General features: G+C 68.5%; 12 protein-coding genes. 5 read left to right on the forward strand and 7 right to left on the reverse strand.

Translation table 11 applies throughout. From position 1 onward, the window contains the following. Positions 1-8: 8 nt before the first annotated feature. The 5 genes from VFK57_23090 to VFK57_23110 all read right to left on the reverse strand — a co-directional run bounded on the left by VFK57_23090 (position 9) and on the right by VFK57_23110 (position 7,774). A complete protein-coding gene (locus VFK57_23090) occupies positions 9-998 on the reverse strand; it encodes a VWA domain-containing protein (GenBank protein ID HET7698620.1) in 990 nt (329 codons plus the stop codon). Between the two features lies 1 nt (position 999). Next, positions 1,000-1,572 (reverse strand): hypothetical protein, encoded by a 573-nt coding sequence (locus tag VFK57_23095; GenBank protein ID HET7698621.1) that lies wholly within the window; start codon positions 1,570-1,572, stop codon positions 1,000-1,002. A 16-nt stretch (positions 1,573-1,588) separates the two neighbouring features. Continuing rightward, positions 1,589-4,438 (reverse strand): PIG-L family deacetylase, encoded by a 2,850-nt coding sequence (locus VFK57_23100; protein HET7698622.1) that lies wholly within the window; start codon positions 4,436-4,438, stop codon positions 1,589-1,591. Between the two features lie 8 nt (positions 4,439-4,446). Continuing rightward, positions 4,447-7,383 (reverse strand): carboxypeptidase regulatory-like domain-containing protein, encoded by a 2,937-nt coding sequence (locus VFK57_23105; GenBank protein ID HET7698623.1) that lies wholly within the window; start codon positions 7,381-7,383, stop codon positions 4,447-4,449. 253 nt (positions 7,384-7,636) lie between these two features. Next, positions 7,637-7,774 carry a hypothetical protein gene (locus VFK57_23110; protein ID HET7698624.1) on the reverse strand — a complete coding sequence of 46 codons (138 nt, stop codon included), beginning with the start codon at positions 7,772-7,774 and terminating at the stop codon, positions 7,637-7,639. Positions 7,775-7,870: 96 nt separating this feature from the next. Between VFK57_23110 and VFK57_23115 the strand changes: the two genes are divergently transcribed. Both VFK57_23115 and VFK57_23120 read left to right on the forward strand, forming a co-directional pair. Continuing rightward, positions 7,871-8,635: a DUF2071 domain-containing protein gene (locus tag VFK57_23115; GenBank protein HET7698625.1), complete on the forward strand. Its 765-nt coding sequence runs from the start codon at positions 7,871-7,873 to the stop codon at positions 8,633-8,635. Between the two features lie 103 nt (positions 8,636-8,738). Then, positions 8,739-9,926: a hypothetical protein gene (locus VFK57_23120; protein HET7698626.1), complete on the forward strand. Its 1,188-nt coding sequence runs from the start codon at positions 8,739-8,741 to the stop codon at positions 9,924-9,926. A gap of 9 nt (positions 9,927-9,935) precedes the next feature. Here the strand turns inward: VFK57_23120 and VFK57_23125 are convergent, their stop codons facing one another. Then, positions 9,936-10,313: a hypothetical protein gene (locus tag VFK57_23125; GenBank protein HET7698627.1), complete on the reverse strand. Its 378-nt coding sequence runs from the start codon at positions 10,311-10,313 to the stop codon at positions 9,936-9,938. 48 nt (positions 10,314-10,361) lie between these two features. On the opposite strand from VFK57_23125, the gene VFK57_23130 reads away from it, so the two are divergent. Next, a complete protein-coding gene (locus VFK57_23130) occupies positions 10,362-10,553 on the forward strand; it encodes a hypothetical protein (GenBank protein ID HET7698628.1) in 192 nt (63 codons plus the stop codon). Here the strand turns inward: VFK57_23130 and VFK57_23135 are convergent. Then, entirely contained in the window at positions 10,546-11,016 is a 471-nt protein-coding gene (locus VFK57_23135; GenBank protein ID HET7698629.1) for a GNAT family N-acetyltransferase, read from the reverse strand. The two genes, VFK57_23130 and VFK57_23135, sit on opposite strands and share 8 nt — an antisense overlap. Here VFK57_23135 and VFK57_23140 point away from each other — a divergent pair. Both VFK57_23140 and xylA read left to right on the forward strand, forming a co-directional pair. Continuing rightward, positions 11,015-11,563 (forward strand): hypothetical protein, encoded by a 549-nt coding sequence (locus VFK57_23140; GenBank protein HET7698630.1) that lies wholly within the window; start codon positions 11,015-11,017, stop codon positions 11,561-11,563. The two genes, VFK57_23135 and VFK57_23140, sit on opposite strands and share 2 nt — an antisense overlap. Before the next feature lie 15 nt (positions 11,564-11,578). After that, positions 11,579-12,730: a xylose isomerase gene (gene xylA, locus VFK57_23145; protein ID HET7698631.1), complete on the forward strand. Its 1,152-nt coding sequence runs from the start codon at positions 11,579-11,581 to the stop codon at positions 12,728-12,730. The last annotated feature ends 21 nt before the right edge of the window (positions 12,731-12,751 follow it).

Below are 12,751 nucleotides of genomic sequence, written 5' to 3' on the forward strand. Positions count from 1 at the left end.
ATCGGGGGTCATAAGAGCAGCCAGAGGCCGGCGATGCCGAACGCCGCGAGCGCCAGCGCAGCGGGAAACAGGTCGCGATACTCGGTGGTGGTGCGGTAGCCGACCAGCGTGCGCTCTCCGGCCTCGATCTCGTGGAGCGCCCTGGCGAGATCGCCGCCGCTGCGCGATCGCAGGTAGCGCCCGCCGGTCGCGGCCGCGAGATCGCGCAGCATCGACTCTTCGAAGCGGGTGCGGACGATGCGGCCCCCCTCGTCGCGGAGCGGAATCTCGCGGCCGTCCGGCAGCAGTTCGGGGACCGGCACCTCGTTGTCCGACCCGATGCCGATGGTGTTCACGTGGTGCCCCTCCTGGCGGTAGACGCCGAGCTGGCGGTTGACTTCGCCGCCGTAGTCCTCGCCGTCGGAGAGCAGCACGAAGATCTTGCGGGTCCGCCGATCGTCCTTGCGGGCGACCTCCAGCGCGTTGCGCAGCGCCGCGCCGATGTTGGTGCCCATCAGGTTCTGCGGATCGTTCTCGATCCAGTCCAGATAGAACGCCACGGTGTCGAGGTCGCGCGTCAGGTACGACAGGATCAGCGAGCTCCCGGCGAAGCCGACCAGCCCCACGCGATCGATGTTCTCGGGCTTGTCCTTGAGGAACGTGCGGATCTCCTGGGTGGCGCGCGAGAACCGCGACGGCGCGACGTCACGCGCCCGCATCGAGGCCGAGCGGTCGAGCATGATGATGAGATCTTCACGCTCGTACTGCGGCGTGCGGATGCTGAGCGGCGCCTGCGGCCGGACCAGCGCGAACACCAGCGCGCCGCCGGCGATCGCCGCCAGCAGCAGCGCGCCCGCTTCTCTCTTCCAGGTGGATCGCCGCGACAGCGGCCTGAAGCGCGCCGCGATCGGCGACAGCCGACGCTGCCGCTGCAGGTAGAGAAACCGGACGGTCAGTGCCGCGAGCAGCACCGGGAGGATCTGCCACCACGTCGCGAGCTCCGGCCGGAGGACGCGCACGCTAGCCGGTGCGCCGCGGAGTCTTGCTGCCGGGCGTGGGCGGCCGCAGCAGCTGCATCAACTGCCTGGGCGGAGTGTTCGGCTGCTTGCGCAGCTCGGCGGACAGCCGCGACGTCAGCTCGAAGTTGTACTTGGTGTCCCAGTCGCCGGGCGCGGCTTCGACCGCCTGGCGAAACTCCTCTTCGGCGCGGCTCAGCCAGCCGAGCCGCGCCTCGGGCTTCTCTTCGACGCTCGCCTTCTGGAAGAATGCGCAGGCCGACCAGAAGTGGGGCGCCGCGTCGGCCGGCGCCTTCTGCGCCAGGTCGATCACCTCGTCGAAGCGCTGCAGCCGATAGAGCGCCCAGAGGTGGTTCGAGACGACGCGCGCGTGCTCGCGCGGCACCATCTGCTTGACCGCGGGCAGCGCCTCGAACCGCGCTTCCGCGATCTGATAGTTCGCCACCGCCGACTGCAGCTCGCCGTTCGCCAGATCGCGATCCGCGGCGCCGATCGCGCCCGACCAGCGTGCGTAGCCGAGCAGCGCCAGTCCCGTGGCGAGCAGAATCACGACGACCGTGGACCCGAGGACCTTCATGGGAGGAACGACGATTCTACCGTGACGCGGGCGCCGCCGCCTTCGGAACTTTGCCGAGGCTGATCAGATTCGCCATCAGCTGGTAGGCGCCGACGGTGCCGTACGGGAGCTGGCGCCAGAGACCCAGCCCGACATACAGCCACCGGCCCTTGCCAAACCGCGCTTCGACAAGCGCCCCGCCTTTCGTCCCAGGGTTGTACTCGAACGGATCCTGGAGCTGGACGAGGTCCTTGTATTGCGCGTCCTTCTCGCCGAGGAAGTAGAGGCCGCGCTCCTGCACCCAGCCGTCCCAGGCATCCTGCCGGATGCGGTTCGGGTAGGTGAACGCGTGGTGCTCCTTCTCGAGGATCTGCACCGGCGCGGTCTCGTCGGTGACGCGGTTGCTGCTGACCAGCGCCGGATAGGGACCGTACTGCGCCTGGTTGAACTCCGCCGTCTTGTTGTACTGGACGATCAGCGTGCCGCCGTCCTGCACGTACTTGATCAGGCGGTGGTTGTAGGCCTTGAGATCCTCGCGGCGCTCGTAGGCGCGAATGCCCAGCATGATCGTGTCGAACCGCGACAGGTTGCCGTAGGCGAGCTCGTCGCTGTCGATCATCGTCACCCGCACGCCGAGCTGATCGAGCGCCTGCGGCACGAGATCGCCGACGCCCATCACATATCCCATGCGGATGTTCGGCGCGACGCCGACGTCCACGACCTTCACCGTCGTCGCCGCCGGGATCACCTTGTGCCGCCGCTGGATGTGCGGGTACTCGATCACCTGGTACCCCTCGGTGAACTGCTCGGCGCCGGTGAGGTCGGGCGCCTTCGCCCCGGTGGCGCGCGCCTTCAGCGCGAACTGCCCCGGCGCGGGCCCGGCGGGCGGCGTCACCGTGAAGCGCACCGTGCTGGTCTCCCCTTCCGCCGAGAGCGAGATCGGCGCGGAGGCCGGCGCGACCCGCCAGCCGGCCGGAACCTCGAGCGCGATGCTGGCGGTCGCCGCCCCCTTGGTGTTGTTCTCGACCGTGACACGCACGTCCTTGCGCCGATCGACGCCCGCCGCGACCTTCACCGGGACGATCATCACGTTCGGGGAGACGGTCAGCGACAGGCCGGGCACGACCTTCAGCTCCATGCGCTTCTCGCCCGTCGCGAGATCGCCGGCGTAGCGATACTGCACCGGCATCTCGTGCGTCACGCCGACCCCCTTGACGTCGAACTCGAACTGCGCGCGGAACGGCGTCGGCCGGAACGGCAGTCCGTACGGCGAATCCGGCTCCAGCTCGGCGCGCCCGGACTCGGGCAGCCGGACCCAGTACGGGTTGGTCAGCTTCGCGTTCGCCGGGATCCTGACGTCGGACGCGCAGGAGAACGCCGGCGCGCTGCGCAGCGGACCGAGGTTCTGGCACGCCGCGCCGCCGTCGAAGCCGGTGAGCGTGACGCTCTTGATCGAGGCGCCTTCCGGTCCGCGATTCGCGACGCTGGTGGTGACGCGAACCGGCTGATTCCCCATCACGATCCCGTCGTCCGCAATCGCGTCGATGCGAAGTCCCTGCGCCAGGACGATCGCCTGCTGGTACTGCTGCTCCTTCTGCGCCAGGCGGAAGTCGATCTCGTACCTCGCGAGGTCGCCCAGGCCCATCCCGCCGAGCCCCGACCGCAGCGCCCGCACCGCGGTCAACCCCTGCAGCAGCGAAGGCAGCGTCACCGACGGATCCTGCGAGCCCATGAACGCCTTCTGCGCGTCGAGGCCGTGATTGGTGATCTGCGCCAGTCCCTCGCGCAGACCCGCCGGGGCGTTCGCGCCGGCGTACTGGGAGAGGCTGGCAAGCGTGGTGTCGATCCCCTCGAACAGCGACGTCTCGTCCTTGTTCCTCTGCGACTCGATCGTCGTCAGCGCCAGGCGGTAGCGCGCGCCGCTGGCGCCGCCGAAGTTCTGAATCGGCGACCGCCCCTGGCACTTGTGCATGCTCGCGGCCACGCTGCCGACCTCGCCGATCGTGCAGCCGATCAGCGGGTCGTACATCGACGTGTCGATGGTCGCGTACTTCGCGTTGGGATCCGGTGGAGGTGGAGCCGGGAGATCACCGCCAGCCGGCGGCTGTCCCGCCGCAGCCCGACCCTGGCCGGCGGGCGGAGGCGGACCGCCCCGTCCTCGTCCGCGTCCCCCAGGCCCGCCGGGCCCGCCCAGCCGGCCGCCGAATCCACCGCCGCCCGGCTGATACAGCTTCTTGATCTGCCAGGGGCGCAGTCCTTCTTTCAGCTGCTCCGGATACTTCGTGGGATCGGCCGCCGCGGCGAACGCTTCCGCGGTGAGCGTCGCCGACACCATGTGGTGCTGCCCGCCGCCGGTCCCCGTCGGGTTCAAGGTGACGACCACGTCGGGGCGGATCGTGCGGATCATGCGCACGAAGTCGCCGAGGATCTCGTCGTGCCCCCACTTCTGGAGCGTCTCCTGCGGGCTGAACGAGAAGCCGAAGTCGACGGCGCGCGTGAAGTACTGCTCCGCCCCGTCCCAGCGGTGCGCCTGCAGCAGTTCCTCGGTGCGCAGCACGCCGATGGCGTCGAACAGCTCCGGGCCGATCTCGTTCTGGCCGCCGTCGCCGCGCGTCGCGGTCAGCAGCGCGACGCGCATGCCCTGGCCGCGTGCGTGGAGGGCGAGGATCCCGGTGTTCTCGTCGTCGGGATGCGCCGTGGTGTGCATGAAGGTGCCGACGGTGGTGAGCCGCCGCAGCGCCAGGCCGAGCCCCACCTGCCCTCGTGCGTCCGTCAGCGGCTCGACGAAGAACTGCGGCGAGCGCTGCTGCGCTCTCGCACCGAAAGCCAGTGCCGAGACGGAAAGGGCCAGGACGCCCGACGCCAGAACGGACCGGGGAGCTTTCATGAGCATGCCTAGAACGCGAACTTGAACCCGAGCTGGAACTTCCGCTGCTCGTAGCCGTTCAGCGGCAGGAAGTCCTTGCCTTCGGCCGGCAGGCTGGTCAGGGACGAGACGACGGTGCCGAACACCAGCGGCGAGAGCACGTTGCCGGCGGTGTCGACGTTGACGCCGTTGCGGACGCCCGAGGTCTGCACGATGTTGAAGATGTTCTTGAACTCGCCGAGGATCTCGACGCGGCGGGTGCCGCCCAGCGGAATGAACCGCGACAGCCTCGCGTCGACGTTCCACCGCGCCGGCAGATAGTACGAATTGCGTCCGACGTTCAGCGGTCGATCGTTGTTGTTGCCATCGCCGTTGAGGTCGCGGTTGCCGGTCAGCGTGAACGGCAGCCCGCTGTTGAACTGCAGGATGACGCCGACCTGGTTGTCGCTGAGCAGCCGGCGCAGCGCGCCCGGGCCGCGGGTGACGCGCGACATCGCGACGATGCTGCCGTTGAACGAGTGGCGCGTGTCGAGGGCGTTCGGACCCTTGTCCCGCTCGAGGTTCTGCGGATCGGAGCGCGGCTGATCGCCCTGGACCGACAGCGTGGCGCCCGCGAGCGGCGCCGTGTCGATGCCCTTGCCGAGCGTGTAGTTCAAGTCCCACTGCACGCCGCTGGCCGAGCGCTTGCCGAAGGTGAGCAGCAGCGCCTTGTAGGTCGACTCGCCCGGCGACTGGACGACGTTGATGTTGTTGAACCGCGGATCGAGGCGCGTGCCGGCGTTGACCGTCGTGCTGTAGATGCCGCGGCCGTCCGCCAGCGTGCCGATCGGGTTGATCGGATTGATATTGGTGATGACCGGCAGGTTGTAGCCGCGGTTGTAGACCACGCCGATCGAGCCGTTGTACGCCTTGCCAAACCCGCGCGCGTACTGCGCGCTGTTCTGGATGTTGTAGGCCAGCTCGAGATCCGGATCGGGCGCGAAGATCGACTGCGCCGGGAGCACCGCGCCGGCCGGCAGGTTCGACAGCGTGCCCGGGAACGCCGGCGCGCCGATGCCCGTCGCCGCCACCGAATACGTCGTCCGGGCCGGCAGGCCGTTCTGCTGGATCGCGTTCTCGTAGACGGCGAGCAGCGGCTGGTCGTACATGATGCCGGTGCTGGCGCGCACGACCTGGTCCTTCTTCTCGCCGAGCGTCCACGCGACGCCGAGGCGCGGCCCCCACTGGTGGGTGTGATCCTTGAAGCTTCGCGAGTACGCAAACGGCGCGCTGCCGTTCGCCTCCGGGTAGAAGTAGGAGTCGTAGCGGACGCCGTAGAGGACCTTCAGATCCGACGTGAGCCGCCAGTCGTCCTGCCAGAACGCGCTGAACAGCTGACTGTTCATCTTGAAGTTCGGATCGCCGATCACCTGCGCGAACGTGGTGTAGCCGCGCGGATTGGTGCCGTTCACGGCCGCCAGATAGGCCGCCACCGTCGGGAACGTGTAGGTCGTCGTCAGCGCCACCGCGCGCGTATCGGCGACGAACTGGTAGTCGATCCCCGCCTTGAAGCTGTGGCGCCCGCGGATCAGCGTGAAGTTGTCGAGCACCTGCGTGATCCCCTGGACGAAGTCTTCGCCGTCCGACGTCGGGCGCCCGAAGTTGATCGCGTTGCTGATGTTCACCGAGATGCCGGTTGGCGCCCCTTCGTGCGCGGTGCGCGACTGATGCCGCCGCGCGTACTGCACCCGGAGCTCGTTCAGCCGGTTGGCGCCCCAGTTCGACACGAACTGCGCCGCCGTCGAGCTCATGCGATCGGCGAAGTCGAAGCCGCGCTCGATCGCCGTGATGCCGCCGGCGCCGCCGTTGTACGGATTGTTGTTGGAGAACAGATTGGTGCGGAGGGTCAGCCGGTGTCCCGCGGCGAGCTGCGCGTCGATCTTGCCCAGGAAGAACCGCACGTTCTGATACGCCGGCACCGAGTTCGGCTGCGCCGGCAGCCCCACCTGCGCCACCAGCGCCGGCGTGAAGGTGAAGGTATTGGTCATGTCGCGGTACGTCCGCTCGAACCCGGCGTAGTAATGCACGCGATCCCGGACGACCGGCCCGCCCGACGACGCGGTGACCGTATTGACGACGTCTTTCGGCTTGTTCTCGGCGGTCCGCGGGGTGATCGTGGTGTAGAAGGGATAGGCGCTGAACGGCGTGCGGCGGAAGCGGTAGCTCACGTCGCCGCGCAGCCTGTTCGTGCCCGACGGCGTGATCGCGTTGTAGACCAGCCCCATCGTCTGGCCGAATTCCGGCGCGTAGCCGCTGGTCGTGACCTTGACTTCGCCGATGGCGACCTCCGACATCGGCATCAGGCGCAGCCCGGCGCGGTCCTTCTGCGTGTTGGTGTTGCCGTCCATCTGATAATTGATGCGCAGCAGCGAGCCGTTGGCGCTGAAGCGCGGCACGCCGAACTCGGAGTTCTCGAGGCCGCTGACGCCGGGCTGCAGCAGCGCGAAGTTGTACGGGTTGCGCGACACCAGCGGCAGATTGTGGATCTCGCGCTCGTTCAGATTGCGCCCCACGTCGATCTTGCCGAGATCGACGACCGCGGCCTCCGACTGCACCGAGACGACCTCGGTGATCCCGCCGATCTCCATCTTGATGTTGACGACCGCCGCCGCGCCCGCGGTGATCGGGATGCCGGTCTGCTCGTGCTTCTTGAAGCCGGCGAGTTCGGCCGCCACCGTATACGCGCCGAGCGGCAGGAGCGGCGCGCGATAGAGCCCGTTCGCGTCCGTGACGACGACGCGCTCGGCGCCGGTGTCGGTGTTGCGGATCGTGACGGTGACGCCGGGAAGCAGTCCGCCGGATGCATCGGTAATGGTCCCCTCGATGGTGCCGTTCACGGCCTGCGACTGCGCGCCGGCGGTGCCCGCCAGCATGAGCAGCGACAGGACCAGCACGGCCACTCGACGTGTTCCGCCTGCGACGTTCATTCGTCCTCCCGATATCCGGAATGGGTGTGCCGCCCGTTACGACCACTCGCGGCGAATTGTTTACCCTTTTTCGCGAGCCCCGGCGCGCCGCGGTGCACGCGCGCGGTGGACGAACGGTCCGAATTCGAGAGTGTAGTCGATGCGCGGCGCGCACGGGGCGCAATCGCGGGGCAGGAACCAGAAGGAAGGCGGCGACGCACGCATTGCGCGTCGCCCGGAGTCGACGATGCGGCGGGTGATCCCGCGGACCGCGTCAGCGGCGCAGCAGCGCGACGATGCCGACGACGACGACCGCCGCGATGACGATGCCGACCCAGAAGCCGGCCTTGAAGATCCCGCCGACCACCTCGCAGCCGGCCAGCGAAACGGCCAGCAGCACGACGAGCAGCAAACGAGCGCTATAACTCAACATTGCAGCACCATCCCCGCTCCGGTTCTTTCACGACTCGTGCCGTGGCGGGCGCGCCGTTTGCGTCCGGACACACCGATGAGCGACTTCAACCATCGCATCCTCGACGACACCTCGCACCGGCCGTGGCCGATGCCGGCGGGACCGTGGCTGATGACGCAGACCTGGAACGACCTGCTCTTCGCGCACTGGCCGGTCGACGTCCGGGCGCTGCGCGACCGGGTCCCGCCGTCGTTCGAGCTGGATCTGTTCGACGGGCAGGCCTGGCTGGGGATCGTGCCCTTCCACATGACCAACGTCGCCCCGCGCCTGGTGCCCCCCCTGCCGTGGGTCTCCGCGTTTCCTGAGCTGAATGTCCGAACCTACGTTCGGATCGGCGATAAGCCCGGTGTGTACTTCTTCAGCCTCGACGCCGGCAACCGGGTCGCCGTGGGGGCGGCCCGTACGCTCCTGAACCTGCCTTACTACACGGCCGAGATGGCGGTCACGGCCGACTCGGGCCGGATCCGGTACGAAAGCCGCCGCCCCGACCCGCCGGCCGAGTTCCGGGCGACGTATCGCGGGCTCGGAGGTCCCCGGCCGCCGCAGCCGGGCACGCTCGAATACTTCCTGACCGAACGCTATTGCCTCTACGCGGTCAATCACCGGCACGTCGCCTACCGTCTCGACATTCACCATCCGCCGTGGCCGCTCGAAGCAGCGGAAGCGGAGATTCCGCTGAACACGATGGCCGGCGCCGCAGGGATCCGGCTGCCGTCGATGGCGCCGCTCCTCCACTTTGCGAAGCGCCAGGACATGGTCTGCTGGGCGCCGGAGATGCTGAGCCGGGACCGCGCGTTCTGATAAGGTTCGCCGATGGTACGAATGGTCGGCATCGCGGCAGCCGTCGTCCTCGTCGCGCAATCTGGAGCCGCGTCCTCTACGACCGTGCCGCGATGGTGACGCGATGACGACGATGTTGTGCATTGCGACGTACCGAAAAGGAGACGAGTTCCTGAAAGAATGCCGGCGCCAGGGCTGCCGCGTGCTCCTGGTGACCGACGAGACGCTGCGCGACGCGGACTGGCCGCGCGAGGCGATCGACGCCTTCTACTACGTGCGGCGCGACATGCCGGCCGGCGACATTCGCAAGGGGGCGGCATATCTGGCGCGCACCGAACGGCTGGATCGCATCGTGGCGCTGGACGACTTCGACGTCGAGACCGCCGCCATGCTGCGCGAGTACCTCCACGTGCCGGGCATGGGAGAGACGACGGGCCGTGCGTTCCGCGACAAGCTGGCGATGCGGTCGCGGGCGCGGGCGGCGGGGATTGCCTGTCCGGATTTCGTCCACGCGGTGAATCAGGATGCGATCCACGAGTGGACGGCGCGCGTCTCCCCGCCGTGGGTGCTGAAACCGCGCGCCCAGGCCGCGGCGATCGGGATCAAGAAGATCGAATCGGCGGACGAACTGTGGAGCATCCTCGACACTCTCGGCGACGCGCGCCCCGAGTTCGTGCTCGAGCAGTTCGTGCCCGGCGACGTGTATCACGTCGACTCCCTCGTGCTCGATCGGACGGTCGTGTTCGCGCAGGCGAGCCGCTACGGAACGCCGCCGTTCGCGGTGGCCCATCAGGGAGGCATTTTCGTGACCCGCACGCTGGGCGCGGACGATCCGGTGGCGATCGCGCTCGAGGACATCAACGCGCGGGTCCTCGTCTCGTTCGGGCTGCAGCGCGGCGTGTCGCACACCGAGTTCATCCGCGCCGCCGACGGCACGATCCACTTCCTCGAGACGTCCGCGCGCGTCGGGGGAGCCTACATCGCGGACGTCGTCCATGCGGCGACGGGGATCAACCTGTGGCGCGAGTGGGCGAAGATCGAGATCGCCGGCGAGCACGGCCGCTACACGGTGCCGCCGGCGGCGGATCGATACGCGGGCATCGTGCTGTCGCTCGCGCGGCAGGAGCATCCCGACATGCGCGCGTACGACGATCCGGAGATCGTGATGCGGGTCGACAAACGCCATCACGCCGGCCTCATCGTCGCGTCTCCCGACGAGGCGCGGGTGCGCGCGCTGCTCGACGCCTACGCGTCGCGGTTCTATCGGGATTTCCACACCTCCGCGCCGGCCCCCGAGAGAGCGCACGATTGACGCACGCCGCTACTTCGCGGCCGGCAGGAACTCGAGCGCGACGACGCGCCTGGTCGAGGGCGTCCAGGTCAGATACACGCGGTCCGGCGGCGTGCGGCCGCCGCAGCTGACAGGGCCGCGAAACGACGGGGTGTGCGCGATGTATTCCACCGAGCCGAGGGTGGGAGCGGTGAACTTGACCGGCGTCTTGTCCGGTTTCTGCAGCACGAAGGTGACGGGGCGCCCGGGGGGACACTCGATGCGCCGCAGCAGCCCTTCGACGCGCACCTCCCCCGCCTTCGGCACACGATAGATCGTACGCGTTTCCGGCTCGGCGCCCGGCGTGACGCGCACCGGATCCTGACTCGTCAACAACGCGAGCACCACGGCGGCAATCATCGGCAGCATCCTACTCCCCTAGACGTCCGACAAGGAACGCGCTAAGCTCGAGCCGCGGTGCCGGATGCGAACGCGGCGAAGGCGCTGCTCGCGAACGATCCGTTCGTCAAGGCCGGCGTGATGGTCCCGGACCGTGTCAAGGACGTCGCCGCCGCGACCGCGCTGGCGGCGGAAGATCCGTCGGTGAAGGCGGGACGGTTGAAGCTGGAAGCTTGTCCGTGGATGACCTTCAAGGGCATTCTCAAGTAGGCCGCGGCGCGAGCACGAACTCGAACTTCGGCAGCGTCCGATCCCTGGCGCCCGGCATCGGCGCCGGCACTTCGCCAATCCGCCGTGCGCCGAGCCGCTCGTAGAAGCCGCTGGCGAACGGGTCGGACAGCAGTTCGACGGCGCTGACGCTGCGGCGCCTCGCCTCCGTCAACGCGTGCAGCACCAGCGCGCGGCCGACGCCGCGGCCGTGCCTCGCCGGCTCCACCCAGACGTGCTCCAGGTTGCAGCGGTCGCCGCGGTCCTCGAGCGCGCACATCCCGACCACCGCGCCATCCTCTTCCGCGACCCATACGTCGTGCAGATCGAGATACCCGGGAATGATGGTGAGCTGGGCGTCCCATTCGCGCATCCAGTGTGCCGGATAGCCCCAGTGCGCCTTGGCCCGGTGCGCCAGGTCCGACAACGCGTCGGCATCGTCCGCCGCGGCGCGCCGAATGAGCATGCACCAGTTGTATCATGCGGGCCTGCCTCTCCTCCTCCTGGGCGTCTTCATCGTCCTCGCCTTTATCGCGCTGATTCCGTTCTCCCTGATCCAGCGGTTCCGGATGGGGACGATGCGCCGGCGCGCGCTCGGCTGGGTGATTGGCCTGAACGCGTTCGGGACCTTGCTGTCGGTGCTGTTCTTCCTGGTCAGCGCAGCGATCGCGACCCGCTGGGTTCCCGGCACGCTGACCTACACCGCCGCCGGCATCGGCGGCGGCGCGGCCGCGGGTGCGCTGGGGCTGGCGCTGACGCGCTGGGAGGCGGCCGCGGGACGGCTGTACTACACGCCCAACCGGTGGCTGGTGCTCGCGATCACGCTCGTGGTGACCGGACGTTTGTTCTACGGCTTCTATCGCAGCTACGAGGCGTGGCAGGCGACGCTGGATCGCATGACGTGGGTGGCGGTCTCGGGCGTGGCGACGTCGATGTCCGCCGGCGCCATCGTGCTCGGGTACTACCTGGTCTACTGGTTTGGCGTGCGGCGGCGCCTGCGGCGCGTTTCGTGATATAGCCTCAGGTCGATGAGCTACACTCCCGACCCGTCTCACAAGTTCACGTTCGGCCTCTGGACCGTCGGCAACCGCGGACGCGACCCGTTCGGCGAAGCGGTCCGTCCCGCGCTCGATCCCGTCACTTCCGTGCACAAGCTGGCGGAACTCGGCGCCTACGGGATCAACCTGCACGACAACGACCTCGTTCCAATCGACGCGACACCCGCGGAGCGGGACGCCATCGTCCGGCGGTTCCGCCAGGCGCTCGAGGCGACAGGACTGAAGGTGCCGATGGCGACGACCAACCTGTTCACCGATCCGGTGTTCAAGGACGGCGCGTTCACGTCGCACGATGCTTCGGTCCGCGCCTATGCGGTTCAGAAGACGATGAGCGCGATGGACCTGGGCGTGGAGCTCGGGGCGCGGACGTACGTGTTCTGGGGCGGACGCGAGGGGGCGGAGGTCGACGCGGGCAAGGATCCCATCCAGGCCATCGCCCGCTTCCGTGAAGCGATCGACTTCCTCTGCGAGTACGCGATCGATCGGAAGTATCCGCTGCGGTTCGCTCTCGAAGCGAAGCCGAACGAGCCGCGCGGCGACATCTACTTCCCCACCACGGCGGCGTATCTCGGCTTCATCCCGACGCTGGCGCATCCCGACATGGTCGGCGTGAACCCCGAGGTCGCGCACGAGCACATGGCGGGGCTGAACTTCTATCACGCCGTCGCCCAGGCGCTCGAGGCCGGCAAGCTCTTTCACATCGATCTGAACGATCAGAAGCCCGGCCGGTTCGACCAGGATCTGCGCTTCGCCTCCGAATCGATCAAGCCGCTGTTCTTCCTGGTGAAGCTCCTGGAAGAATCCGGCTACGACGGGCCGCGCCATTTCGACGCGCACGCCTACCGGACGGAGGACGAACAGGGCGTGTGGGACTTCGCGCGCGGCTGCATGCGCACGTATCTCATCCTGAAGGAGAAGGCGGAGCAGTTCCGCGCGCACGCGGAGATTCAGGCGCTGCTCGCGGAGCTCGAACCACAGGGGCAGGAGCCGCTCGGTCCGTACTCGGCGGATCGGGCCGCGGGCTTGAAGGTGCGGGTATTCGATCGTGAGGCGCTGGCGGCGCGCCGGCTGCCCTACGAGCGCCTCGACCAGCTCGTGGTCGAGCTGCTGCTGGGCGTCTGAGCCGGCGGAGCCCGGCCCGGC

The sequence above is a fragment of the Vicinamibacterales bacterium genome (assembly GCA_035699745.1).
Classification (GTDB): Bacteria; Acidobacteriota; Vicinamibacteria; order Vicinamibacterales; family 2-12-FULL-66-21; genus JAICSD01.